The organism is Pseudoxanthomonas sp., assembly GCF_051953815.1.
Taxonomy (GTDB): Bacteria; Pseudomonadota; Gammaproteobacteria; order Xanthomonadales; family Xanthomonadaceae; genus Pseudoxanthomonas_A.
This window is the reverse complement of record NZ_JBQCIJ010000064.1, coordinates 21,930-48,140: the sequence shown is the minus strand read 5'-3', so window position 1 is coordinate 48,140 and position 26,211 is coordinate 21,930. Positions and strand designations below refer to the sequence as shown.

Annotated in this window: 19 protein-coding genes; 10 read left to right on the top strand and 9 right to left on the bottom strand. The window is 67.5% G+C overall.

The features are described from left to right. Both ACTHN1_RS18955 and ACTHN1_RS18950 read left to right on the top strand, forming a co-directional pair. On the top strand, positions 1-1,962 hold the full coding sequence (locus ACTHN1_RS18955; RefSeq protein ID WP_440472470.1) for a transglycosylase SLT domain-containing protein: 1,962 nt from the start codon (positions 1-3) through the stop codon (positions 1,960-1,962). A gap of 31 nt (positions 1,963-1,993) precedes the next feature. After that, the gene (locus tag ACTHN1_RS18950; protein WP_440472469.1) at positions 1,994-3,232 is read left to right on the top strand and encodes a multifunctional CCA addition/repair protein; all 1,239 of its coding nucleotides are present in this window, start codon (positions 1,994-1,996) and stop codon (positions 3,230-3,232) included. On the opposite strand, the gene ACTHN1_RS18945 is transcribed toward ACTHN1_RS18950, so the two are convergent. Further along, positions 3,229-4,059: an AraC family transcriptional regulator gene (locus ACTHN1_RS18945; protein ID WP_440472468.1), complete on the bottom strand. Its 831-nt coding sequence runs from the start codon at positions 4,057-4,059 to the stop codon at positions 3,229-3,231. The two genes, ACTHN1_RS18950 and ACTHN1_RS18945, sit on opposite strands and share 4 nt — an antisense overlap. 85 nt (positions 4,060-4,144) lie before the next feature. Between ACTHN1_RS18945 and ACTHN1_RS18940 the strand changes: the two genes are divergently transcribed. From ACTHN1_RS18940 to ACTHN1_RS18930, 3 genes are all read left to right on the top strand, one after another. Next, positions 4,145-4,657, top strand: coding sequence for a DUF3224 domain-containing protein (locus tag ACTHN1_RS18940; protein WP_440472467.1), 513 nt, complete (start codon positions 4,145-4,147; stop codon positions 4,655-4,657). 76 nt (positions 4,658-4,733) lie between these two features. Further along, positions 4,734-5,207, top strand: coding sequence for a MarR family winged helix-turn-helix transcriptional regulator (locus ACTHN1_RS18935; RefSeq protein WP_440472466.1), 474 nt, complete (start codon positions 4,734-4,736; stop codon positions 5,205-5,207). A 109-nt stretch (positions 5,208-5,316) separates the two neighbouring features. Further along, the gene (locus ACTHN1_RS18930; protein WP_440472465.1) at positions 5,317-5,745 is read left to right on the top strand and encodes an organic hydroperoxide resistance protein; all 429 of its coding nucleotides are present in this window, start codon (positions 5,317-5,319) and stop codon (positions 5,743-5,745) included. Between the two features lie 40 nt (positions 5,746-5,785). Here ACTHN1_RS18930 and ACTHN1_RS18925 read toward each other — a convergent pair whose 3' ends face one another. The 6 genes from ACTHN1_RS18925 to ACTHN1_RS18900 form a co-directional block, all read right to left on the bottom strand. Beyond that, entirely contained in the window at positions 5,786-7,048 is a 1,263-nt protein-coding gene (locus ACTHN1_RS18925) for a PQQ-dependent sugar dehydrogenase (protein ID WP_440472464.1), read from the bottom strand. Positions 7,049-7,133: 85 nt separating this feature from the next. Continuing rightward, a complete protein-coding gene (locus tag ACTHN1_RS18920; RefSeq protein WP_440472463.1) occupies positions 7,134-8,210 on the bottom strand; it encodes an acyltransferase family protein in 1,077 nt (358 codons plus the stop codon). A 25-nt stretch (positions 8,211-8,235) separates the two neighbouring features. After that, a complete protein-coding gene (gene nagA / locus ACTHN1_RS18915; protein WP_440472462.1) occupies positions 8,236-9,384 on the bottom strand; it encodes an N-acetylglucosamine-6-phosphate deacetylase in 1,149 nt (382 codons plus the stop codon). Beyond that, positions 9,381-10,445 carry an SIS domain-containing protein gene (locus tag ACTHN1_RS18910; protein ID WP_440472461.1) on the bottom strand — a complete coding sequence of 355 codons (1,065 nt, stop codon included), beginning with the start codon at positions 10,443-10,445 and terminating at the stop codon, positions 9,381-9,383. Before ACTHN1_RS18910 ends, nagA begins: the two co-directional genes overlap by 4 nt. Further along, on the bottom strand, positions 10,442-11,506 hold the full coding sequence (locus ACTHN1_RS18905; protein WP_440472518.1) for a LacI family DNA-binding transcriptional regulator: 1,065 nt from the start codon (positions 11,504-11,506) through the stop codon (positions 10,442-10,444). The genes ACTHN1_RS18910 and ACTHN1_RS18905 overlap by 4 nt, the downstream gene beginning before the upstream one ends. 44 nt (positions 11,507-11,550) lie before the next feature. Next, positions 11,551-12,822, bottom strand: coding sequence for a sugar MFS transporter (locus ACTHN1_RS18900; protein WP_440472460.1), 1,272 nt, complete (start codon positions 12,820-12,822; stop codon positions 11,551-11,553). Positions 12,823-13,272: 450 nt separating this feature from the next. On the opposite strand from ACTHN1_RS18900, the gene ACTHN1_RS18895 reads away from it, so the two are divergent. The 5 genes from ACTHN1_RS18895 (at position 13,273) to ACTHN1_RS18875 (ending at position 24,445) form a co-directional block, all read left to right on the top strand. Further along, positions 13,273-14,271: a glucokinase family protein gene (locus tag ACTHN1_RS18895; RefSeq protein ID WP_440472459.1), complete on the top strand. Its 999-nt coding sequence runs from the start codon at positions 13,273-13,275 to the stop codon at positions 14,269-14,271. Between the two features lie 145 nt (positions 14,272-14,416). Next, positions 14,417-17,113 carry a TonB-dependent receptor gene (locus ACTHN1_RS18890; RefSeq protein WP_440472458.1) on the top strand — a complete coding sequence of 899 codons (2,697 nt, stop codon included), beginning with the start codon at positions 14,417-14,419 and terminating at the stop codon, positions 17,111-17,113. Between the two features lie 1,073 nt (positions 17,114-18,186). Beyond that, complete coding sequence (locus tag ACTHN1_RS18885) at positions 18,187-19,218, top strand: glucokinase family protein (RefSeq protein WP_440472457.1); 1,032 nt, start codon at positions 18,187-18,189, stop codon at positions 19,216-19,218. A gap of 97 nt (positions 19,219-19,315) precedes the next feature. After that, positions 19,316-22,006: a TonB-dependent receptor gene (locus tag ACTHN1_RS18880; protein ID WP_440472456.1), complete on the top strand. Its 2,691-nt coding sequence runs from the start codon at positions 19,316-19,318 to the stop codon at positions 22,004-22,006. 114 nt (positions 22,007-22,120) lie between these two features. Further along, positions 22,121-24,445: a family 20 glycosylhydrolase gene (locus tag ACTHN1_RS18875; RefSeq protein ID WP_440472455.1), complete on the top strand. Its 2,325-nt coding sequence runs from the start codon at positions 22,121-22,123 to the stop codon at positions 24,443-24,445. Between the two features lie 103 nt (positions 24,446-24,548). On the opposite strand, the gene ACTHN1_RS18870 is transcribed toward ACTHN1_RS18875, so the two are convergent. Together ACTHN1_RS18870 and ACTHN1_RS18865 are read right to left on the bottom strand one after the other, a co-directional pair. Continuing rightward, positions 24,549-24,950 carry a VanZ family protein gene (locus ACTHN1_RS18870; RefSeq protein ID WP_440472454.1) on the bottom strand — a complete coding sequence of 134 codons (402 nt, stop codon included), beginning with the start codon at positions 24,948-24,950 and terminating at the stop codon, positions 24,549-24,551. A gap of 1 nt (position 24,951) precedes the next feature. Beyond that, positions 24,952-26,136 carry a class I SAM-dependent methyltransferase gene (locus tag ACTHN1_RS18865; RefSeq protein WP_440472453.1) on the bottom strand — a complete coding sequence of 395 codons (1,185 nt, stop codon included), beginning with the start codon at positions 26,134-26,136 and terminating at the stop codon, positions 24,952-24,954. Between the last annotated feature and the right edge of the window lie 75 nt (positions 26,137-26,211).

The window sequence follows — 26,211 nt, the reverse complement described above, 5'->3', positions numbered from 1 at the left end:
ATGAATCGTCCCAGCCCCCTCATCGTACTCGCTGCCGCGCTCGCGCTCCTGCCCCTGGCCGGTGCGCGCGCGCAGAACCTGGATGCGCAACGTCCGCAACTGCGCGCGGCGCTGGAGGCCGCCGAGCGCGGCCAGTTCAACGCCACGCAATACGCCGGCCTGGCCTCGCACCCGGTCTATGGCTGGGTGGAACTGGCCGCGCTTCGCCGCGACATCGACAGCCTTCCCACGCCGCAGGCACAGGCGTTCCTCAAGCGCTACGAGGGCCAGGCGGTGGCGGAGAACTTCCGTTCGCTGTGGCTGGCCTCGCTGGCGCGCCGGCAGGATTGGCCCACTTTTCTCGGTGCGTGGAAGCCCAGCGAGGGCACCACCCTGCGCTGCGCGGAGCTGGACGCGCGCCAGGCCACCGGCCGCGCGGACGCGCAGTGGATCAAGGATGCGCAGGCGCTGTGGCGTGGCGCCGCCAAGTCGCTGCCGGACGGCTGCGATCCGGTCTTCGCGATCCTCGCCAACAAGGGCGGCCTGCCGCCGGCGCTGCGCTGGGAACGCATCGATGCCGCCGCCGCCGAAGGCCAGACCGCGGTGATGCGGACCGCCGCGCGCGGCCTGCCCGCCGACGAAGCGGCCCTGGCCAACGACTACGCGGCTTTCATCGACGCCGTGCACACGCGCGCGCTCAATTGGCCGAAGACCGATCGCAGCCGGCGCATGGCCAGCTATGGCCTGGCGCGGCTGGCCAGCCGCGATCCGGCCGCCGCCGAAAACCAGCTGCCGCAGTACGCCGGCGCGCTCGGCATGACCGAAGCCGATCGCGGTCGCGTGCTGTACCAGATCGCCTTGTGGACGGTGGCGTCGTATGAGCCCGACTCGGCGCGGCGTCTGAACGCGGTACCCGAATCAGCCTACGACGAACGCCTGCACGAATGGCGCGTGCGCGAGGCGATGGCGCGCGGCGACTGGCGCGGCGCGCTGGTCGCGCTGCGCAAGATGCCGGCCACCCAGCGCGCGGATTCGCGCTGGCGCTACTTCGAGGCGCGCATGGCCGAGAAGACCGGTGACAACGCCACCGCACAGCAGTTGTTGCGCGAAGCCGCGCGCGCGTCGACCTTCCATGGCTTCCTGGCCGCCGATCGCCTCAACCAGTCCTATGCGCTGTGTCCGTGGATTCCCAACGACGGCAAGGACGCCAAGGACGCCATCGCCCGGGATCCGGCGATCGTGCGGGCGATGGAACTATGGAAGCTGGATCGCTCCGGCTGGGCGGTGGCCGAATGGAACAGCGCGCTGGCGCGATTCGACGACACCCAGCGCCGCATCGCGGTGGAGGTGGCGCAGGACAACGGCTGGTTCGATCGCGCGGTGTTCTCGCTGGGCAAGCGCCCGGATGAGCAGCGCCTGTACCAGCTGCGCTTTCCGCTGCACCACGGCGAGACCATCCGTCGCGAGGCCGCGCGGCACGCGCTGGATCCCACCTGGGTTGCGGCCGAGATCCGCGCCGAAAGCGTGTTCAACCCGCGCGCACGCTCCGGCGCCAATGCGATGGGGCTGATGCAGGTGGTGCCCGCCACCGGCGCGGCCACCGCCAAGCGCCTGGGCCTGCCGTGGGGCGGCGCCGCTAGCCTGTACGACTCGGACACCAACATCGCGCTGGGCACCGCCTACCTGCGCGAAATGGAGAACAAGTACGGCGTTCCGTACATCGCCATCGCCGCCTACAACGCCGGCCCCACCCCGACCGCGCGCTGGCAGTTGCAGCGGCCCGGCTTCGACCCGGACATCTGGATCGAGACCATCAGCTACAAGGAAACCCGCGAGTACGTCGCCCGCATCCTCGCCTTCAGCGTGATCTACGACTGGCGCCTCAACGGCAACGCCCTGCCGATCAGCGATCGCATGCTCGGCAAGCTCGACGGCAAGCGCCGGGAATTCACCTGTCCCGACGCGCGCATGCCGAAGAGCTGATCCGCCCGCCGCTATCCGGCATCATGCGCGCATGAAGACCTATCTCGTCGGCGGTGCGGTGCGCGACCGGTTGCTGGGCATCGAGCCGGGCGATCGCGACCATGTGGTGGTCGGCGCCACGCCCGCGCAGATGCTGGCGCTGGGCTACAAGCAGGTCGGCCAGGATTTCCCGGTGTTCCTGCATCCGGACAGCGGCGAGGAGTACGCGCTGGCGCGGACCGAGCGCAAGCGCGGGCGCGGTTATCGCGGTTTCGAGGTCGATGCCGATCCCTCTGTCACCCTGGAAGAGGATCTGCGGCGGCGCGACTTCACCCTCAATGCCATCGCCGAGGATGAGGACGGCCGCCTCGTCGACCCTTACGGCGGGGCGAGGGATCTGGAAGCGCGCGTGCTGCGCCATGTCGGCCCGGCCTTCGTCGAGGATCCGCTGCGGGTACTGCGCGCGGCGCGCTTCATGGCCCGCTTCGCACCGCTGGGCTTCACGGTCGCGCCGGAAACGATGGCGTTGATGCGCGAAGTGGCGGCCAGCGGCGAACTGGACACGCTGGTGCCGGAACGCGTCTGGCAGGAACTGCGCCGCGCACTCGCCTCGGCGCGCCCGTCCGCCTTCCTGTCCACCCTGCGCGAGGCCGGCGCGCTGGCCAGCGTGCTGCCGGAAGTGGATGCGCTGTATGGCGTGCCGCAGCGCGCGGAGTTCCACCCCGAAGTGGATACCGGCGTGCACCAGGAGATGGTCAGCGACATGGCCGCGCGACTGGCGCCGGGCGACGATCTGATCGGCTTCGCCGCGTTGTGCCACGACCTGGGCAAGGCGCTCACGCCGGAAGAAGAGCTTCCGCGCCACGTGATGCACGAACAACGCGGCGTCGCGCCCGTGCTTGCGCTGTGCGAACGGCTGAAGGTGCCGCTGGAGCATCGCGACCTGGCGGTCATGGCCTGCCGCGAACATCTCAACGTGCATCGGCTGGACGAGCTGCGCGATGCCACCGTGTTCGACCTGCTGTCGCGCTGCGACGCCTTCCGCAGGCCGGAGCGGGTGCCCCGCCTCGCCCTGGTCTGCGAGGCCGACAAGCGTGGCCGGCTGGGCAGCGAGGCGACCGCCTATCCACAAGGCCCCATGCTGGTCCGCCTGCATGCGGCGGCGATGGCGGTGAACGCGCGCGGGTTCGCCGCCACCGGCCTCGACGGACGGGAGATCGGCGAGGCGCTCAAGCGCGCGCGCGTGAACGCGATTGCCGAAGCGCGTCGTTCGACCGCTTCCCCGGACTAACCCGGCGCCTCGCGGCGCGCGAAATCGCCGGGGCTCATGCCAACCAGGGCATGGAAGTCGCGAATGAAATGCGCCTGGTCGAAATAGCCGAGTTCCAGCGCCAGTCGGGTCCAGTCCACCGCCTGCCCGGCCTGGATGCGGGCGACCGCTTCATGCAGCCGGTAACGGTTGATGATCCACTTCGGCCCCACGCCCACGTAGTGTTTGAACAGGCGTTGCAGGGCGCGCTTGCCCAGGTCGCCGTCCGCGATGAGCCGGTCGACCGAGGTAATCGCCGGATCCGAGGCGATCCTCGCCACGCAGGCGGCCGCCTGCGCCACCTTCAAATCGAGCGCGGGCCGCCGTTCGTCGAGAAAACGCTCGGCCATCGCCACGCGCGCATCGAAATCCGCCGCACCACGAACCGCTTCCACCCAGGCGTCACCCGCCTCGCCCAGCACGGATGCGACCGTCACGCTGCGATCGGTAAGCATCGATACGTCGCCACCCAGGAAGGGCTGGAATCCTCCCGGACGAAACTTGATGCCGAAGGCATAGGCGTCGCCGACCAGCTGGCGGACGTAGCGGCCGGTATGCACGCCATGGATGCCGGCCTCGCCCGCCTCGATCACCAGGTGCACACTGGGATGCGGCAGGGTCTCCTGTTGCTGGGGCGGGCAGTCCCGCAGTTGCCAATCCACCTGCCAGAAGTGCTCGACCCATTCGCCCAGTCGCGGCGCGGGCAGTCGCCGCTGGTGCCGGAATGCTCCGGTACCCAGCCGTTGCCGGAGCACGCCGCGCGGCTTGCCCGGAGCGCCCGAAGCTGGAAGCGAGTCCGTGGTCTTCATGCTGTCGCGTTTGTCCAATCCTGCGGCGCCGGAATGTACTGCAATGCGTCCGCCGGCGGTGAGCCCGACGCAAGCGGAGCATGACATGTGGCGTCACCTCAACCACGGCGCCATCATGGCGGCCCTGCTGGGCGCGGCCGTCAGCGTGTCTTCCGCCCCTTCCCGTCTTTCCAATGCCTTTTCAAAGGACATCCTCATGACCCGACATGCGCAGGGCGAATTCGAAGTGAAGCTGGCGCCGCAGAGCGCCGCCCCCGGAATCGAGGCGGCGCGACTGGGCCGGCAGACCATCGACAAGACCTTCCGGGGAGATCTGGAAGCCACCAGCCTGGGCGAAATGCTGGCGGTGATGACGGAAGTCCGTGGCTCGGCCGGTTATGTCGCGATGGAACGGGTGGACGGCCAGCTGCAGGGCCGGCGTGGTTCCTTCGTGCTGCAGCACTTCGCCTTCATGGATCGGGGCCAGCCCGAGCTGAGCGTGCGCGTCGTCCCGGACTCCGGCACCGGCGAACTGGCGGGACTGAGCGGGCGGATGACCATCCGCATCGAGGAAGGCCGCCATTACTACGACTTCGACTATCAACTGCCCGAGTCGTAGGCGCCCGTCCCTGGGCGATGCAGCGTTCCAGATTTGATGTTTGCAATTAAATAGCGCGCTATGTATATTGCGCGCCATGAGCTCACGCGCCGCCTCCGCCACCCGCCCCGATCCCGCCGCGAACCCGCTGGCGCTGGACAACCAGCTCTGCTTCGCCCTGTACTCGGCGCAACTGGCGCTCAACAAGGTGTATCGGCAGCTGCTGGGCAAGCTCGGGCTGACCTATCCGCAGTACCTGGTGATGCTGGTGCTGTGGGAAGGCGACGCGCTGACCGTGTCGCGGATCGGCGAGCGGCTGTTCCTGGATTCGGCCACGCTGACGCCCCTGCTCAAGCGGCTGGAGGCGATCGGCCTGGTCACCCGCACCCGTGCCCGCGAGGACGAGCGCCAGGTGATCATCCAGCTGACCGCGCAGGGCCGCGCCCTGAAGCAGAAGGCCAAGGCCATCCCGGAAGCCCTGCTGTGCGCATCCGGCTGCGACGCCCGCCAAGTCGCTGGCCTGAAGAAGCAGCTGGAAGCCCTGCGCGACAACCTGGGGGCGGGCGCCTGAATCGTCCGCGTCTTCTTTTCCATCTTACATATAGCGCGCTATTTGATAGTGAGATATGAACCGGTCGTGGCGCCCGGCTCCGCCGCCACTTTCCTCCACGGAGATTTCCATGTCGATCGAGAAAGTCCTCTACACCGCCCACGCCACCGCCACCGGCGGCCGTGACGGCCGCGCCGTTTCCTCGGACAACGTGCTGGACGTCAAGCTCACCACCCCGCGCGAGCTCGGCGGCGCCGGCGGCGACGGCACCAATCCGGAGCAGCTGTTCGCGGCGGGCTATTCCGCCTGCTTCATCGGCGCGCTGAAATTCGTCGCCGGACAGGCCAAGGTCGCGCTGCCGGCCGACACCCGCATCGACGGCAGCGTCGGCATCGGCCAGATTCCGGGTGGTTTCGGCATCGAGGCCGAACTGCGCATCCATTTGCCGGGACTGCCGCGCGAGCAGGCCGAGGCGCTGGTGCAGCAGGCCCACCAGGTGTGCCCGTATTCCAACGCCACCCGCGGCAACATCGACGTCCGCCTGGTGGTCGTCGACTGATTCTCCTGCGGCGCGTCCGCCGGCATCCGGCCGGCGGGCGTCAGCCGCGGTTGGGCGTGAGTTTCAGCAGGCGCGCATCGGCGCCATCTTCCAGCAGCCAGATCGCGCCATCTGGCCCCTGTTCCACTTCGCGGATGCGACGGCCCATCGGATAGCGCTTCACCTCGCGCGGCGCATCCCCGAGCTCGACCTGGATCAACGCCTGCGACGCCAGCCCGCCGATGAATCCACGGCCACGGAAGTACGGGAACAGATCCGCCTGGTAGATGATGAAACCGGCCGGCGCGATCACCGGCGTCCATGAAATCTCCGGCGCATTGAACTCGGGACGGGTCGGATGATCCGGAATCGGGCTGCCGTCGTAGTTGTCGCCGTTGGACACGATCGGCCAGCCGTAGTTGGAGCCGCGCTCGATCAGATTCAATTCGTCGCCGCCGGCCGGCCCCATCTCGTGCGCCCACAGCCTGCCGGCGGGATCAAAGGCCAGCCCCAGCACGTTGCGATGCCCGAGCGACCAGACCTGCGCGGCCACGCCGCCCTGGGCGGCGAACGGATTGTCGGCCGGCACGCTGCCATCGTCGTTCAGCCGGAGGATCTTGCCGAGATTGCTCTGCATGTCCTGCGCGGGCGAGGCCTTCTGGCGCTCACCGGAACTGATCCACAGCTTGCCCTGCGCATCGAACAGCATGCGATGGCTGTAGTGCGCATCGCCGGTGACCTTGGGCACCTGTCGCCAGATCACCTGCAATCCTTCCAGGCGCCCGCTGTTGGCGCCCGCATCGATCACCAGCCGCGCCCGCGCCACCGCCGCGCCGCGGGTGCTGTTGGCGCCGGACTCGGCATAGCTGACATAGATCAATCCGTTGTCGGCGAAGCGTGGATGCAGGATCACGTCGCCAAGACCGCCTTGCCCGCCATAGGCGACGGCGGGCACGCCGGTGATCTCGCCGCTCTGGCCGGTGGCGGGATTCAGCAGGCGCAGGCGGCCGGGCTTCTCGGTCACCAGCAGCCGGCCATCCGGCAGGAAGGTCATCGCCCACGGCTGATCGAAGCGCGCGACTTCGGTGCTGACGAAAGGCGGATCCGGTACGCGCAGCGCGGGTTGCGGCCCGCCGGTGACCGGCGCGGCCTGCGCGGCGGCCGACGCCGCGATCGGCGTCGAAGGCACATGGCCCGCGAGCACGATCGGTGCCGGCGCGGGTTCGTTGCGATCTTCGTCGGCGCCAGCCACGGCGACCGCGTTGCCGTCGCAGGCGAGCAACGAAAGGGCCAGACAGGTGACGCTCCAGGCGGACAGGTTCATGGCCGGGTTCCGGTCGGGGAATGGCCCCTTTTACTCCGGTCCGGCGAAGGAAGTCGTGATCCCGTCCGCGGCCCGCGGGACGGGATCAGACCTTCAGGTACCAGCGCCGGCGATCCATCAGCCGGACGATCAGCCACCAGACCAGGACGAACGCCAGCGCGAAGGCCAGCGAGGGCACATACGGGCCGAACCGGGGCGTCATCCAGTCGGCGAATCCGTACCGGTAGATCAGCGGCATCCAGCCCGGGCCGGCCAGCGCGTACACCATCACCGCCGAGCCGGCGTAGGCCGCGATCGCATTGACGCCGAAGCTGCGTCCCCACGGACGCAGGCCCTTGTGATCGATCAGCACGTGCGCGAGCCACAGCGCCAGCAACGCCCAGCCGGCGGTCCACAGCACATAGGACGACGTCCACAGGTTCTTGTTGAACGGCAGCCACGGCGACCACAGTCCGCCCGCGACCAAGGCCAACGCCGCCGCCGGCAGCAGGCGGCGGGTTTCGCCTCGCCGCAGCCAATCGCCGGCGCGCACGCCCAGCAGGGTCGTGGCGATCGCCGGCAGGGTGCTGAGCAGGCCTTCGGGGTCATGACCCCGACCGGTGACCGGATCGAACTGGTAGACGAGTTGCCCGAACAAACGGGTGTCGATACGGCTGGCCAGATTGTCCAGTGGCGCGTAACCACCGCCGCTCGCCAGCAGCGCCCAATACCCCAGCAGCACGATGGCGATGACCAGCCACTGCGCGCGCGGTCGCAGGTACAGCGCCATCGCGCCGGCGGCGATGAAGCACAGCCCGATCCGCTGCAGCACGCCCCAAGGACGGAACCAGGGCTTGTCCAGCCACCAGAACGCCAGCAGGTGCAGCAGCAGGCCGATGGCGATGATCTTGGTGCCCCGCCAGAACACGCCGCGCAGCAGCGCGCCGCGATCCCCGCCGCCTTCCATGCGCGGCGTGACGCCCAGCGAGATGGAGACGCCGACGATGAACAGGAAGAACGGGAAGATCAGATCCGTCGGCGTGCAGCCGTGCCATTCCGAATGCAGCAGCGGCGCGTACACATGGCCCCAATCGCCGGGGTTGTTGACCAGCAGCATCGCCGCGACGGCGATGCCACGCAATGCGTCCACGGAGGCGAAACGCGCTGGTGCGGTTCTGCTCATCGCCGCTGTTCCGATGCGCCGGCGCTCAGTGGGCGTGCGCGACGGATTGGCCGTCGATCCAGGTGGTGGTCACCCGCAGCTGCTCGTCCAGCGCGACCAGATCCGCGCGATAACCGGTGGCGATGCGGCCGTGGCTGGCCGACAGGCCGAGGAAATCCGCCGGGTAGGTCGCCGCCATGCGCGCCGCTTCGGCCAGCGGCAGCCCCAGCAGGTTCACCGCGTTGCGCACCGCGGTGGCCATGTCCAGCGCGGAGCCCGCGAGCGAACCGGCCGCATTGCGGACCACGCCGTCCACGGCGGTGATGATCTCGCCGTACAGCGCATAGCTCGGATCGTCGGAACCGACCGGCGGCATCGCGTCGGTCACCAGGAATACCTTGCCCTGCGGCTTGGCGGCCAGCGCGACGCGCAGGCTGCCGGGATGCACGTGATGGCCATCGGCGATGATGCCGACCCAACTGTGCGGATCCTCCAGCGCGGCGCCGACCGCGCCGGGCTCGCGCCCCTGCAGCGGCGACATCGCGTTGTACAGATGGGTGAATCCGCGGATGCCGGCGGCCAGGCCGGCGCGGATCTCCTCGTAACTGCCGGCGGTATGGCCGGCGGCGATGATCGCGCCGCGTCCGACCAGCGCCCGGATCGACGCATCCGACACGCGCTCGGGCGCGAGCGTGATCAGGGTGACGCCGTTGTCGAGCGAGGTGGCGAGTTCGATTTCCTGCGCGTCCGGCACGCGGAACTTGCCGGCGTCATGTGTGCCCTTGCGCGCCGGCGCCAGATACGGGCCTTCCAGATGGATGCCGAGCACGCCGGGCACGCCTTCGGCGATGGCCTGGCGGGTCGCGGCGATGGCTTCGCGCATCACCGCGAGGTCGTCGCTGATCAGCGTGGGCATGAAGCCGGTGGTGCCGAACCGCCGGTGCGCTTCGCCGATGCGCCGGATCGCATCGACCGTCGGCGTATTGTTGAACAGCACGCCACCGCCGCCGTTGACCTGCGCATCGATGAAACCGGGCACCAGCCACGCGCCCCGCAGATCGTGACGCGGCAGGTGCGCGGGCAGATCCGCTTCCGGCAGCATCGAAACAATATCGCGCCCGTCGATGACGACGGCCACGCCCTCGGCGAAACCCTGCGCGGCCAGTACGCGGCCATTGACCAGCGCGGTGCTCATACGGTTTCGGTGACCTTGTTCAGATGCGGCGGCACGTCGGGGTTGTAGCCGCGACGCAGCGCCAGCGCGTTGATCGCGCGGTAGTAGCTCTGGATGGTCAGCAGCGGCGAGCAGGCCGGATGCGGCGCGTGCACCAGCGGCAATGATTCGCCCGGGCCGGCGGTGGGGTCGGCTTCCTCGGACGCCACCCACACCTGCGCGCCACGGCCACGGAATTCGCGCGCCAACGCCAGCGTGCCGGCGCCGGTCTCGTCCGGCTGGGCAAAGCAGAGCACCGGAAAACCCGGCCCGACCAGCGCCATCGGGCCGTGCTTCACTTCGGCCGAACTGTAGGCCTCGGCATGCAGGCCGCAGGTCTCCTTGAACTTGAGCGCGGCTTCCTGCGCGGCGGCCAGGCCCAGGCCACGGCCGAGCACGAACAGGTTGTGCGCATCGACCAGGCCGTCGGTGACCGGCGACCAGTCGGCGGCCCAGGCCTGCCGCAGCGCGTCGGGCAACAACGGCAGCGCGTCGCGCAGGGTCGACTCGTCCTTCCAGTACGCGCCCAGTTGCAGGATCGCGGCCAGCGAGCTCAGATAGCTCTTGGTCGCCGCGACACTGCGCTCAGGACCGGCGTGCAGCGGAATCACGGTGTCGGCCAGGCCGGCCAGCGGCGAATCCTCGACGTTGACGATCGCCACCACCCGCGCGCCCGCCTCGGCGGCCGCGCGCGCGTTGTGCAGCAGATCCGGACTCTTGCCCGACTGCGAGATGACGATGTACAGCGCATCCCTGAGTTTCTGCCTCGCCTCGTAGACCGACCCCACGGAAGGCGAGGCGGACGCGGTGACGAAACCCAGCTGGGTCTCGAACAGGTACTTGGCGTAGGTCGCCGCGTGATCCGAACTGCCGCGCGCGCAGGTCACCACGAACGGCGGCGGGTTGGCGCGCAGATCGGCGGCCAGGGCGCGGATGACGGATTCGTTGCGCTGGTACTGCGCGGCGACCACGTCGGCGGTCTGCTGCGCCTCCTGGAACATCAGGGTGTCGGCGGGCGCGGGGAGGGAGGAAACCTGGGTCATGTCGTGGCGTCGGGGCGTTCGGTGCGCAGGCGGACCGGCGCGGTGGATCCGCGCACCACCAGCTGCGGCACGAAGCCCTGGTTGTGCACGGGGGTGGGGTTGTCGTCGTAGGCGTCCTGCCGCAGCGTCGCGATCAACAGGCGCGCGGCCTGCTTGGCGATGTCCTCGGTGGCCTGCTTGGCGGTGGTCAGCGGCGGCCAGGACTGGCGCGAGAACGGACTGTCCTCGAAGCCGGCGATGGACAGATCGTAGGGCACGTTCATGCCCGCCGACTTGGCCGCCGCCAGCACGCCGGCGGCGATTTCGTCGTTGGATCCGAAAATCGCGGTCGGCGGTTCGCGCAGGGCCAGCAGCCGGCGCGCGCCGCGGAAACCGTCGTCGAAGGTGTAGTCGCCCGGCACCACCAGGTGCTTGTCGAGCGGGATGCCGTAGTCCTTCAGCGCCTTCTCATAGCCGTTGTAGCGCTCGATCGAGGACCGGTGCGCCAGGCCGCCCCAGAGGAAACCGATGCGCTGGTGGCCCAGTTGGATCAGGTGTTCGGTGATTTCATAGGCGGCGTCGTGATCATCCACGTACACGCACGGCTGCCCGTCCTGCGGGTCCTCGGTGGCGGCGATGATCCGCACCATCTTGACGCCGCGCGCGGCCAGCGCGTTCACCAGCTCCATCCGTTCGGACATCGGCGCGGTCAGCACCAGTCCGGCCAGCCGCGAACGCTGCACGAACTCGGCCAGTTCCTCGGCCAGCAGCGGCGAAGTCGAATCGCAGGGATGGATCTGCAGGCCGAACCCGGTCTCGCGACAGGCCGCCAGCACGCCATTCTGCACACCGATGATGTGGTACGGGTTGGGGTTGTCGTAGACCAGCCCGACCACGAACGGGGTGCCGCTGCGCAGGTTGCGCGCGGATTGATCCGGTTCGTAGTCCAGTTCGGCGATGGCGTGCAGGACGCGCGCGCGCGTGCCCTGCATCACCGACGGCTCGTTGTTGATGACCCGCGAGACCGTCTTCAGTGAAACCTTGGCCCGCTCGGCGACATCCTTGATGGTGGGCCTGCGCATGCCGTTCTCAGCCATGGGGAATCTCCACGCGATCCATGCGCCGGTCAGCCCGCCTTGACCCGGCCGACATTGTGGCCGCGCAGGGCGAAGAACAGGATGTACAGGTAGCAGGGCACCGCCAGCGCGGTGAACACCACCTGGAAATCATGGGTCTGCTTGAATACCGCGAACAGCTGCGGAATCACCGCGCCACCGGCGATGCCCATGATCAGCAGCGCCGAACCGGTCTCGGTGAAGCGGCCCAGGCCCTGGATCGCCAGCGGGAAGATCGCCGGCCACATCATCGCGTTGGCGAAGCCCAGCGCGGCGACGAAACCGACCGACACATAGCCGTGGGTCAGCAACGCGCCGATCGCGAACACGATGCCCAGCACCGCCGACACGCTGAGGTAGCGTTCCTGCGAGATGAAGCGCGGGATGGCGACCAGGCCGAACAGGTAGCCCAACAGCATCGCGCCCAGGGTGTAGGAGGTGAACACCTTGGTCTTGTCCAGCGGCAGGCCGAAACCTTCGCCGTAGATGCCGATGGCGTCGCCTGCCAGCACTTCCACGCCGACGTAGACGAACAGGCAGATCACGCCCAGCAGCAGGTGCGGGAACTGGAACACGCTGCGGCGGTTCGACTCCGCCCCGCCCTCGTTGGCGTTGGCTTCGGCGGTGTCCACTTCCGGCAGCGGCGAGAACAGGATGCCGATCGCCAGCAGCACCAGCAGTCCGGCCATCACCATGTAGGGACCATAGACGCGGGCGGCGAACTCGTTGAGCAGGAGTTCCTTCGCTTCCGGCGCGGCGGCTTCGACCTGCGCCGCCAGATCCCCCATGCCGTGCAGCACGAACGCCGCCAGCGCGATCGGCGCGAGGATGCCGGCGATCTTGTTGCAGATGCCCATCACCGCGATGCGCTGCGCCGCGCCTTCGATCGGTCCCAGGATGCTGATGTAGGGATTGGCGGCGGTCTGCAGGATCGCCAGGCCGGCGCCGATGGTGAATACGCCGCCCAGTGCGCCCGGATACCAGCGATGGGTGGTGAACTGGCCGAACACCAGCGCGCCGATCGCCATCACGAACAGGCCCAGCGCCATGCCCTTCTTCATGCCGGTCCTGCGCAGGATCACCGACGACGGCAGCGCCAGGCAGAAGTAGGAAATGTAGAACGCGCTGGGAATCAGGAAGGCGTAGGTCTCGCTGACGTTGAACGCCAGCTTGGCGAACGTGATCAGCGGGCCGTTGAGCCAGGTGACGAAACCGAAGATGAAAAACAGCAGGCCGATGATGGCGATGGACGTGAATTGTCGCGAGCCTTGTACCGCGGTCATGTCTGGCGAACTCCCCTCTCTCTGATTGTGATGGCCGGTCCGCGACCGGCGTCCACGCCTTGCCGCAGCGTGGCTCCCTCTGGAAACAACGTTGTCACAGATTTGTCCGCGAAGCCACCCGCGAGCGACTTCCGCGGCGCCGGCGCAACGCCGCCGGCATTCCGCCACATGTGGCGATGCAACATGCGCGAGCAAGAAAATCCCGCCACAACGCCTTAAATCTGAACGCATTTCTCCAGCTTTTGAAACTGAACAGGACAGCGCCCACAGGATCACTTGCAAATTTGATCCGCTGGCCGCCCCGCCTGCCCGTATTTGATGACAGAGTGTTGACAACGTTGTCAAACCCCTCCCACACTCCGGCGCCATCGGGGCTGCTGGTTTTCGCCCCTTCGCGAACATGTGGGGAGACGTGTGGTCGCAATCGCCAATCCATTGCCGGTGGATGCCATGAGCCGGACGGGCGACGCCTTCATTGCCGCGGACGTCGGCGGCACCCACGTCCGTGTCGGCCTGGTGCGCGGGGGCAATGATCCCGCCAGCCCGATCAGCGTGCTGGAATACCGCAAATACGCCTGCGCCGAGTACCCCGGGCTGGCCGACATCCTGCAGGACTTCCTGGCCGGGCTGGGCGACCTGCCGGTGAGCCGTGGCGTGATCGCCAGCGCCGGCTATGCGCTGGAAGACGGCACCGTCATCACCAACAACCTGCCCTGGCGCCTGTCGCTGGCCGACATCCGCGCGCGCCTGGGTTTCGATGATTTCCGCCTGGTCAACGACTTCGAGGCGGTGGCCCACGCCGCCGCGCAGGTCGACGCCAGCCAGGTGCTGCAGCTCACCGGTCCGACCGGCGTTCCGCCGCGCGGACCGATTCTGATTCTCGGTCCCGGCACGGGCCTGGGCGCCGCGGTCTGGATTCCCGCCGGCCGCCGCGCGGTGGTGCTGGCGACCGAGGCGGGACAGGCCGCGCTGACCGCCGGCAATCCGCTGGAAATGGCGCTGCTGGCCGAGATGTTGAAGTCGCGTCCGCACATCCCGGTCGAGCATGCCCTGTCCGGACCCGGCCTGATGAACCTGTACACCGCGCTGTGCGCGGTGCGGGGCGCCGGCGCGCCCGTGCATTCGCAACCGGGCCAGATCACCGCCGCCGCGCTCGCCGGCGAGGACGCGCTGGCGCGCGAGACCCTCGACGTCTTCTGCGGCCTGCTCGGCAGCGTGGTCGGCGACATGGCGCTGCTGTACGGCGTGCAGGGCGGCGTGTACCTGGCCGGCGGCATCCTGCCGAACATCCGCGAATTCCTTCTCCAGAGCTCCTTCGTGCCGCGTTTCCTCAACAAGGGAACGATGCGCGAGGCGCTCGAACGCATTCCCGTGAAGCTGGTCGAGCACGGGCAGCTGGGCGTCATCGGCGCCGCCAGCTGGTACCTCGATCAAACCGAAAGCAACTAGAAGCAGAAGAAACGAAGGCGCCGGCACAGGCGTCCGCAACAGAACCGGGTCGGTGCTGTCAGCCGAACCCTTGGCAGCAAAGGCAGCAACACGGCACCGGATCACGCCCCGGCCGACAACCAAAAATCATGATGGGAGAGACACCATGAATCACCGTAAGTCGCTACTCGCCGTCGCCATCGCGACGGGCCTCGCGGTCTCCATGCACGCGCAGGCACAGGACGCCGCCGCCCAGCAGCAGCCCCAGCCCGCCGCGCAGCAGGCCACCGATCTGGACACCGTGGTCGTCACCGGCATCCGCGGCTCGATGGAGAAGTCGCTGGACACCAAGCGCGAAGCCAATTCGCGCGTGGAAGTGGTCACCGCCGAGGACGTCGGCAAGCTGCCGGCCCATAACGTGGCCGACACCCTGCAACGCCTGCCGGGCGTGAACATCAGCTCGTCCTCCTCCGACGAAGGCGGCTTCGACGAGGCCGATCGCGTCAGCCTGCGCGGCACCAGCCCCAGCCTGACCCAGACCCTGATCAACGGCCACACCGTCGGCTCGGCCGACTGGTTCGTGCTCAGCCAGGGCAACAACGTCGGCCGCAGCGTCAGCTACACCCTGCTGCCGTCCGAACTGGTCAGCTCGGTGGAAGTGCACAAGTCCTCGCAGGCCAAGCTGCCCGATGGCGGCACCACCGGTTCGGTCAACATCATCACCCGCAAGCCGCTGCAGTTCGCCGACAAGATCACCGCCGAAGCCTCGCTGGGCGTGGTCAACGCCGAACAGGCCGATTCCACCGACCCGCAGCTGTCGGGCCTGTTCAACTACAAGAACGACGCCGGCACGTTCGGCGTGATGGTCCAGGCATTCAGCCAGAAGCGCGAGCTGCGCCGCGAAGCGCAGGAGGTCCCGGGCGGCTTCTTCCAGATTTCGGCCACCGATCCCGCCGGCATCAGCAATCCTGATCTGGTCGGCGTCTGGGCTCCCGGCCTGCTCGGTTCGACCCTGTTCGAGCAGACCCGCGAGCGCAAGGGCGGCCTGATCGAACTGCAGTTCAAGCCCAACGACGATCTGACCTTGGGTCTGAGCGGCTTCCGCTCGGACATGGACGCCAACAACTACAACCGCAACTTCATGATGTGGGGTGGCAATTTCGCCCGCGCGTGGGCACCCGATCCCGGCTACGTGATCAAGGACGGCGTGCTGACCAACGCCACCTACACCGGCCAGCCCGGGCAGAACTACGCGGTCTACGACATGATTTACCGCGAAGCGTCGGCCAAGAGCGAGTACGTCACCTTCGACGTCGACTGGCAGATCAACGACAACCTGAGTTCCAAGTTCCAGGTCGGCACCACCAGCGGTGAAGGCTCCACGCCTCGCCAGTTCATTGCCGAACTGAACATGGCCAGCGGCGGTGGCGCCAGCTGGACCAGCCATGGCGCCGGCTCGCCGGTGGACTGGAACGTGGGCGGCGATCTGAGCCCCGCCGCCGCCACCTGGGGTGGCACCTGGGGCAACCAGCAGGTCACCGCGAAGGATGACGAGGACTGGTTCACCGCCGACTTCACCCATTACTTCAACGGTGGCGTGTTGTCCTCGCTCGATTTCGGCGCGCGCTACGCCGACCATACCCGCGAGGCACTGTCGCCGGAAGGCGCCAGCCCGGGCGCGGGCATCTGGGATGCGCTGCGGAATGGCGCCACCGCGTCGTATCCGAGTGGCTTCGCCAGCAGCATCGGCGGCAGCTTCCCGCGCAACCTGTGGTACTTCACGCCGGGCGCGCTGCAGAACGCGATCATCAACAACTCGACCTGGCTGTACAACAACGATGGTCCGAACGGTCGCCACAACTACGGCGCCGAGTGGAAGGTGGAGGAGAAGAACCTCGCCGCCTACATCCAGGCCAACTTCGTCGGTGACAACTGGAGCGGTAACGTCGGCCTGCGCTACGTCAATGTCGACCAGGACATCAGCTCCTACCAGGCCGTCGCCAACGCGGCCAACGCCGACGTGTCCAGCCTGTTCGGCCAGTGGATCCGCAAGTTCACCAACAACAAGCACAGCCGCGTCCTGCCCAGCGCGAACATCAAGTTCGACCTGAGCGAGAACCTGGTGTTCCGTTTCGCGGCCTCGCAGACGCAGACCCTGCCGGATTTCTCCGCGCTGGGCGCTTCGTCCTGGGGCTCGGACCTGAACCGGACCGGCGGCGGCGGCAATCCGAACCTGGACCCGGTGGTCTCTACCAACTTCGACGCGAACGTCGAGTGGTATTTCATGCCGCGCGGCCTGCTGTCCGTCGGCGCCTACTCGATGAACCTGAAGGATTACGTCGCCTTCGGCACCGAGAAGCAGATGCTGTTCAGCGAGTTGACCAACCAGCTTGAGGAATACCTGGTGTCCGTGCCGATCAATTCGAACGGCAAGGTCACCGGCGTCGAACTGGCGTACGAGCAGCCGATCGGCGACAACTTCGGTGTCGTGGCCAACTACACCTACGCCGACGGCAGCACCTCGCACACCTGGGCGGATGGCAGCGACAACCTGCTCGGCACCTCGAAGAACACCTACAACGTGGGTGCCTACTTCGAGAACGAAACGTTCGGCGCGCGCGTCAGCTATACCCGTCGTTCGTCGTTCCTGATCGGCCTGTCCGGCGCCAACCCGTACTACCAGGATGATTTCGGCACGCTGTCGGCGGCACTGAGCTACAAGTTCAATGATCACCTGAGCTTCTCGCTCGACGCCCTCAACCTCAACGATCCGACCATCAAGTACTACCAGAGCGCGGCCATTCCGACCTCGTTCTACAGCAACGGACGGCAGTACTACTTCAACGTCCGCCTGAAGTTCTGATGGTGACGATGTAACCGCGTGCTCCTTCTCCGGGGCCTGGACTTGTCCAGGCCCTTTTTTTTGGGGGGGGGAATGCCGGTTTCCCGCGCCGAGCGGGGTTCGCCGTCGCCAGGCGCGGACGACGACGTTCGCGTCGATTCGACGCAGGTTGCGAAGGCGTCGTCCGCCCCGCCACGAAGGTCGAACCGGCCATCCGCACGGCCATCGCGCGCCTTGCATCATCGCGGGTTGATCCATCGCCCTTGTGCGCACGGCGACGCTTGCGCCCGACCGTGGCGGTTCGCGTCGTCGCTGTCGATGCACGAATCTCGCTTCTCCGGCGCCCACGCAGGAGCGACGACGACGACGGGCGGGAACGCAAGCCGGCAGCGGCGAGAAAATGAGGGTGTCGTGACGCGGATGCACCAACTTCGGTTTGGAAACGCTCGCCCCCCTGTGGACGGTGGCGGAATGTCTCCCCATGCCTCGGCATGCGCCGGAAGCGCGCGATCGCCTGCCGGCCCCTTTCCGCCGGCGCATGACGAACCGGATGCGCCTTCGGCTCGCGTCATATCGCGAGCCGGACATCCGTGCCGGAACGAACAAGTCCCCATCCACTTGCCTTGGCGCTCACGTCCGGGACGAATGATTCGTCACCGTGTGCGCGGCCATCACCTCGCCGCGCCCGCGTTTCATCAGCGACGCCAGACTCCGCCACCTCGATCAGGCGACGCGTGCCGGCGATGCCGCCGTCGTCTTTTCCTGCGTCGTTTCCTGCGTCGGCCGTACGGGAAGAGGTTCTCCATCCGGGCCGCATCTTCCCGGGCATCCGGGCAGTCAGGCCGGTCAGATAATTTTTTACACGTCAGTGTCTTTTTCCTTATTCCCATGCCTTTCAGCAGGGGCATTTCCGGACAGTCACGGCTCGTTTTCGGCAAAAACCTCATTAAATCAAACAGTTTTTCGCCGCAGCGCAGCACGGATTTGACTGAAAATTTTTTGCAAAAAGCTTGACAACGTTGTCAGCACTCCAACACACTCGGTCACGAAGGGAGCCTGAGGGGGCCCCGGCCGCGAAGCATGTGGGGAGACGTGTGGCTGCCATCGCCAATCCAGCGTTGAAAGCGGAATCGCGACTACGGGAGCACGAGCTGTTCCTGGCCGCCGACGTGGGCGGCACCCATGTCCGGGTGGGTCTGGTGCAGGCCACGGCTTCGACCACCCGGCCGGTCACCGTGTTGGACTACCAGACCTATGCCTGTGCCCGTTTCGCCGGCCTGGCCGAGATCCTGGAAGATTTCCTGGGCGGCCGCCCCGCGCATCCGATCCGCTGCGGCGTCATCGCCAGCGCCGGCCTGCCGTTGCAGGACGGCACCGTCATCTCCGCCAACCTGCCCTGGCCGCTGTCGCCGCGCGCGATCCAGGCCCGGCTGGGCTTTGCCGATCTGCGCCTGGTCAACGACTTCGAGGCGGTCGCGCATGCCGCGCCCCACGTCGAGGCCAGCCAGGTCCTGCAACTCGCCGGCCCGACCCAGGGCGCGGATGGCCCACGCCTGATCCTCGGCCCGGGCACGGGCCTCGGCGCAGCGGTGTGGATTCCCGCGCATCCGCGTCCGATCGTCCTGGCGACCGAAGCCGGGCACGCCTCGCTGGCCGCGGGCAACGCGCTGGAACTGGCGCTGCTGGGCCGGATGCTCGGCGACCGCAGTCACGTGCCGGTCGAACACGCGCTGTCGGGACCCGGCCTGCTCAATCTCCATTCCGCGCTCTGCGCGCTGCACGGCGTGCCGGTGCGATACACCACGCCCGGCGACATCACCACGGCCGCGCTGGCGGGCGACGACGAACACGCCCACGACACGCTGCAGGTGTTCTGCGGACTGCTCGGCAGCGTGGTCGGCGACATGGCGCTGTTCTACGGCGTGCAGGGCGGCATCTACCTGGCCGGCGGCATCCTGCCGCAACTGGGCGGCTTCCTGATCGAAAGCGGGTTCGTCGCGCGCTTCCTCAACAAGGGACCGCTGCGGCAGGCACTCGAACACATTCCCGTGAAGCTGGTCGAGCACGGGCAACTCGGCGTCCTCGGCGCCGCTCGTTGGTATCTCGACCAGCCCGATCACCGGTGAAGCAAACGGCGAGGTGCCCGCCGGGGAGCCAGGGCACCGCATGACCCGCCGACGAGGCAGGCCAACCACCAGAACAAATCATGATGGGAGAGACAGCATGAGTTACCGCAAGACCGCACTATCCGCCGCAATCGTGATGTGCCTGAGCGTCACCGCGCACGCGCAGGACGCGGCGCCGACCCAGGTCGCCGCCGCGGGCGATGCCACCGAGCTGGACAAGGTCGTTGTCACCGGCATCCGCGCCAGCCTGCAGAAGTCGCTGGAAACCAAGCGCAACGCCGACGCCATCGTCGACGTCATCACCGCCGAGGACGTCGGCAAGTTCCCGGCCACCAACGTCGCCGAGGCGATGACGATCATTCCCGGCGTGGCCATCGATCGCGCCTTCGGCCAGGGCGAGAAGGTCAGCATCCTGGGTACCGACCCGGCGCTCAACCGCACCCTGCTCAACGGCCAGTCGGTCGCCTCCGGCGACTGGAACATGTCCGAGTTCCCGACCCGCACCTTCAACTACTCGCTGCTCGCCCCGCAGCTGGTCGGCAAGGTGGAGGTGTTCAAGTCGCCGGAAGCGCGCCTGGAGGAAGGCTCGATCGGCGGCACGGTGATGGTCAGCACCCGCAAGCCGCTGGACCTCGACCGCGACATCGTGATCGCCGGCCAGGTCGGCTTCAACCGCAACGATCGCGTCGAACACACCGACCCTTCCGCCTCGCTCCTGTTCGGCTGGAAGAACAAGGCCGACAACTTCGGCGTGATCGTGTCCGTGCAGAAGGATGACGAGAACATCCGCCGCGACGGCATCGAGTCCTACAACATCGTCCGCGCCAGCGCCTACCGGCCGTCCATCGCCAATGGCAACTGCACCGGCGCCTGCGCCGACACCATCAACGCCAATCCCAACGCGATCGGCCCCAACTCGACCGCCGCGCATTTCTTCGAACAGGAGCGCCAGCGCAAGACCTACACGCTGAGCCTGCAGGCCCGTCCTGTCGAGCAGTTGGACATCGAATTCAACGCGTTCAAGATCGACGCCAGCTACGATCACATGGCGCAGCCGATGTTCCTCAACCAGGGCAACGCAGGCAACAGCCTGGACAAGCTGACCGACCTGACCATCGAGAACGGCGTCATCACCCGCGGCACGATGCGCAACGGCCTGGCGATCTTCGACATCCAGAATCGCCGCGCCACCACCAAGTCCAAGACCTACGACCTGAAGGCCACCTGGAACGACGAGCGCTGGTTCGCCAGCACCCAGCTCGGTTCGACCAAGGCCGATGCCGGCCCGAAGCAGGTGTTCGGTGAATTCCTCGCCCGCACCGACTACAGCTGGGACATCTCCGGTTCGCCGGGCCGGCCGGGCAGCGTGACCTTCCACGGCGCCAATCCGTTCAACACCCCGGAACTGTTCACCATCCAGGGCTGGGGCGGCAACGTGGTCGAGAAGCCCACCGTCGACAAGGAAAAGTACGGCCAGCTGGATTTTGGCATCAAGCTGAACTCGCCGCTCTACCTGCTGCGCTTCGGCTACAAGCAGCGCGACCACCACACCAGCCAGATCCAGCGTGGCGTCGGCCTCAACACCGCCCTGTCGCCGAGCGCCGCGATGTTCAACCCGCGCAAGCTTCCCGGCAACTACCTGAGCGGTTTCAGCGGCTACGGCGCGTTGAAGGATCGCTTCACCGTCGATGGCTGGGCGATCTACGACTGGGCCATGAGCGGCGCCTGGCTGCCGCCGGGCACCCCCATGCCCGAGCTGTCCTCGTTCAGCGCCAACGAGTTCGCGCGCAATACCTGGTCCATCGACGAGGACACCCAGGCCGCCTACGTGCAGGCTGATTTCAGCTTCGATCGCCTGCGCGGCAACATCGGCGTGCGCTACGTCCGCACCGAAGTGACCTCCGGCGCCTTCGAGTGCAACACCGGACAGGCCAACTGCGTCGCCGGCCTCGCCCCGAGCCAGTACGCCAGCGCCTACACGGCGGTGAGCCGCAAGAACAAGTTCAACAACGTCCTGCCCAACCTGAACCTGATCTACGACCTCAACGACGAGATGGTCCTGCGCTTTTCCGCCGCCAAGACCATGGCCCGCCCCAACTACACCGACCTGTCGAGCTACATCTGGCTGTCGGACCAGAGCCTGACCGGCGGCGGCGGCAATCCGGATCTGGATCCGTACAAGTCGACCAACCTCGATCTGTCGGCCGAGTGGTACTTCGCCGAAAACGCGATCCTCGCGGCATCGGTGTTCTATCGCGACATCGAGGACTACGTCCTCCAGGTCACCAAGCCGGAAGTCCACTACAACCAGAACCTCGATCGCATGGACACCTTCCTGGTCGCCCGTCCGCAGAACGCGGGCAATGCCAAGGTGAAAGGCGTGGGCCTGGCCTACCAGCAGGACATCGGCGCCGGCTTCGGCATCCTGGCCAACTACACCTTCTCCGACGGCGAGGCCGATGGTGGTCGCCCGCTGCCGTTCAACTCCGAACACCAGTTCAACATCAGCCCGTACTTCGAGCGTGGCGACTGGTCGGCGCGCGTGACCTACGGCTGGCGCGACAAGTACTTCACCCGCGCGATCGGCGGCGTGGATACCTGGACCAGGGAATATGCCTCGCTCGACGCCTCGGTGGGCTACCGGGTCAACGAGTCGCTGTCGCTGCAGCTCAACGGCATGAACTTGCTGGATGAGACCTACCACAGCTACATCGGCACGGAAAAGCTGACCAACGGCGCCTACAAGACCGGTCGCCGCTTCCTGCTGACGATGCGCTACGACTTCTGATGATTTGCGCTTTCTGCCTTTGACAGCTATTTGTCTCTCCACGGGCTCAATCCTGATTGAGCCCGATTTTTTTGGGGGACTGGTCCTGCATTCCCGACAAGGAACGAGCCGACGATGAGAACCAAGATGATTCACCGGGCCGGCATGCTCGCGGGTCTTCTCGCCATCGCATTGCCCGCGATGGCGCAGGGATCCAACGCATCCCGGGCGGCCGACGCCAGCCCGGGCCTGTCGCTGATTCCGCTGCCCACCAAGGTCGATGTCCGCCAGGGCAGCTATCCGCTTGGCGCCGAAACGGTGCTGCACGCTCAGGACGCCACCGCGCGTGGGGTGGCGCAGCAGTTCGCGGCCATGCTGGGTGCGAGCGGCCTGCCGACGCCCTCGATCGCCCCTGCGGGCTCGTCGACCGGTGGGGGTATCCGCTTCGCCATCTCCACCGACCTGCCGGGCGACTCCCCGGAACGCTACCGCCTGTCCGTGACCCAGGACGGCGCCACCGTGCAGGCCGCCGACGCGCGCGGCCTGTTCTACGGCGCGGTCACCCTGTGGCAGTTGGCCACCCAGCGTGGTGGCACGTCATTGCCCGCCATCGACATCCAGGATGCCCCGCGCTTTCCCTGGCGCGGCTTCATGCTCGACTCCGCGCGGCATTTCCAGTCGCTCGACGAGATCAAGCGGATCCTCGATGCGATGGCGCTGCACAAGCTCAACACCTTCCACTGGCACCTGACCGATGACCAGGGCTGGCGCATCGAGATAAAGAAGTATCCGAAGCTGACCGAGATCGGCGGTTGCCGGGTGGCAGCCGGTGAGGCCGGCATCGGCGCGGATGGCCAGCCCAGGCCCTATTGCGGTTTCTACACCCAGGATCAGATCCGCGAGATCGTGAAGTACGCTGCGGATCGCCACATCACCGTATTGCCGGAAATCGACGTGCCGGGCCATGCGCAGGCCGCGATTGCCGCCTATCCGGAGCTGGGCGTGCTGGGCAGCAGGCCGCCGGTCTCCAATCAGTGGGGCGTGCACAGCTACCTGTTCAACATCGAGGAAAGCACGATGAAGTTCCTGGAGGACGTGCTGACCGAGGTCATCGCGCTGTTCCCGGGACGCTACGTGCACGTGGGCGCCGACGAAGCCGTGAAGATCCAGTGGGAGAACTCCGCGCGCGCGCAGGCGCGCATCCGCGAACTCGGCCTGAAGAACGAGTTCGAGATGCAGAGCCACATCATCAAGCGGCTGGAGAAGTTCCTGGAAGCGCACGACCGCCGGCTGATCGGCTGGGATGAAATCCTCGAAGGCGGCTTGCCGCCGGAAGCCACGGTGATGTCCTGGCGCGGCACCGAGGGCGGGCTGGAAGCGGCCACCCAGGGCCACGACGTGGTGATGACGCCCAAGTCGCATCTGTACCTGGACTATCACCAGACCACCTCGCCGAACGAGCCGCCGGGCCGGCCGACCCAGGTGCCGCTGGAGAAGGTCTACGGTTTCGAACCGGTGCCGGAAGCGCTCGCGCCCGCGCTGCGCCATCACATCCTCGGCCTGCAGGCCAACGTGTGGACCGAACACACCCGTTACTACGCGCGTCTGCAGCATCACCTGTATCCGCGCCTGGCCGCGCTGGCGGAAGTGGGCTGGACGCCCGCCGCGCGCAAGGACTACGCCGATTTCCTCAAGCGCCTGCCGGCGCAGCTGCAGCGCTACCGGTCGCTCGGCATCGCCTACGCGAAGACACCGTTCGAGGTGGTCGTCACCGCGCAGGAGCAGCGCGCGGCCGGCACGGCGCAGATCACGCTGGCGAATCCGCTTGGATACGACATCCGCTACACCGTCGATGGCAGCGCGCCCGTCCCGAGCTCGACCCGTTACGCGCAGCCGTTCACGGTGACGCCGCCGGCGCAGGTACGCGCCGCCGCCTTCTTCGACGGCAGACCGCTGGCCGATGCCACCGGACAGCTCGTGGATCGCGACTGGCTGCTGCGCCGGACCAGCGATGCGCTGGCCAGTTGCCCGGAAGGTGGCCGCCTGCTGCTGCGGCTGGAGGATGACGGCCCGCGTGATGGCGACCGCGCCATGTTCAACGTCACCATCTTCAATCCGTGCTGGCAGTGGCCGCAGGCGGACCTGACCGGCATCGCCCGGCTGCGGGTACGGGCCGGGCGCATCCCGTACTACTTCCAGCTCGCGCACGACGAGGTCAACCGCAAGTTCGAACCGGCGCGCTCGGCGCACGGCGAACTGCTGGTCCGCGCCGGCGGTTGCAAGGCCGAACCGGTCGCGACGGTGCCGCTGCCCGCCAAGCCCGACGCCGACGGCTTCGTGACCCTGGATGCGGCGCTGCCGGCCGGACTGGCCGGCCAGCAGGATCTGTGCCTGGTGTTCACCGGCGACACGCGCCCGGAGATGTGGGTGCTGGACGAAGTGCGGCTGGTGCCGCGCTGAGGAAATCGGTCTCCACCTGCTGCGGCGAAGGGCTCTCCACCTTCGCCACGCCCCTCGCCCGTTCGCGGGCGGGGGGATTCTTTTCCGGCGCGTCGGCGGCGTTTCAGACCGGCCTGCGAACCCGCTGTTCCAGCCTCAGCAGCAGATCCCGCAGCGGAGTCAGCGCGGTGGACAGTCCCAGCAGCACGCCGACGGTATTGGCGATCGCGTCGAACGGATCGCGCATGCGATCGGTGGTGTAGGCGCCCTGGGCGAACTCGACGCCGATGCCCACCATCACCAGCGCGAGCCCGGCGAGCATCCAGCCGCCGCGGCTGCGGAACAATTGCACTGCTCCGGCCGCCAGCAGGAAGTAGGCCAGGCCATGTTCCAGCTTGTCGGTCCCCGAGGGCATGTCCGGGAACGGCGGCGGCGGCCCCAGCGACAGCGCCACCACCGTCGCGATGGCCAGCAGCCACAGGCACAACCAGAGTCGGGGGTGGCGTAACGGTTTCAGCAGGGTCATCTCACAGGCGCCAGGTCAGGTCGTTGGCGAGGAAGGCCGGCCCGAACTCGACGTCGCGCGCGAATCCCATCACCTGGAACCGCTCGCCCATCTCGCTGGGCAGGGTCAGCTTCTTCGCCTCGTTGCGAAAACGCAGTTTGGCGGTCTCGTCGGCCCTTTCCTCGATCTCCTGCAGGCGTTCGGGCAGGCCGTTGCCGAGCAGGAAGCTGGCCTGATCGCAGTAACCGGCCAGCTCGAAGCCGGCCTGGGTGCCCGCCTCGGCCAGCGCGGTGAAATCCACCGACGCGGTCAGATCCTGCAGGCCCGGCCACAGATAGGGATCGGCGTGCATGTGCTGGCGATAGAACGCGCGCAGTGTGCCTTCGTCGCGATCCGGCAGGTAGTACTCGCGGCGCGGATGACCGTAATCGACGAACAGCATCGCGCCCGAGCGCAATCCCCCCATCACCGCCTGGATCCAGTACGGCAGCTGCGGCAGCAGTTCGGAGCGGTAGCCATCGGGGAAAGGTTGTTCCAGGTAACGCTCCACGTGGCGGACCGCGGCCGCCAGCAGCGCATCGGCGGGGCGGTCGGTGCGCACGAAGCGGTCCGCCTCGTCCAGCGCCACGTACTCCTCGAACACTTCGCCATCGCGCAGGGTGAAGCGCGGCGTCGGCAGCGCGTCGATCACCTCGTTGGCGAACAACACGCCGTTCCAGCTTTCCCCCGGCGGTCCGTCGAGCCATTCAATCAACGCGAACACCGGCGGAATCAACCGCTGCGCCAGCCGCTCGCGCTGGCGTTCACGCAGGTCGGCGCTGGGTTCGAGGATGGCGTAGCGGGCCGGCAATGCGTCCAGTTCCAGCAACCGCTTCAGCATCACCTCGGCGAAGGCGCCGCTGCCGCCGCCCAGTTCGAGGAATTCAGCGTCCGGCCCGAGTTCCTGCAGCACCGGCGCGACCGCGCTGGCGACGCAGGCGGCGAACAGCGGGCCCAGCTCGGGCGCGGTGACGAAATCGCCGGCCTCGCCGAATTTGGCGCTGCCCGCGCTGTAATAGCCCAGGCCGGGCGCGTAAAGGCAGCGCTCCATGAAGCGCGAGAACGGCAGGAACCCGCCGTTGGCGCGGATTTCCTCACGCAGCAGTTCGGCCAGGCGCTGGCTGTGCGCCAGCGCATCGGCGTCGGGAGGGGGTAGCTGGGCCGGCATGGGGCCACTCGATGTCTGCGGATCCGGGACACATTGTACGTGCGCATGGTTCAGCCTAGCCAAGCGGCGAGGCCG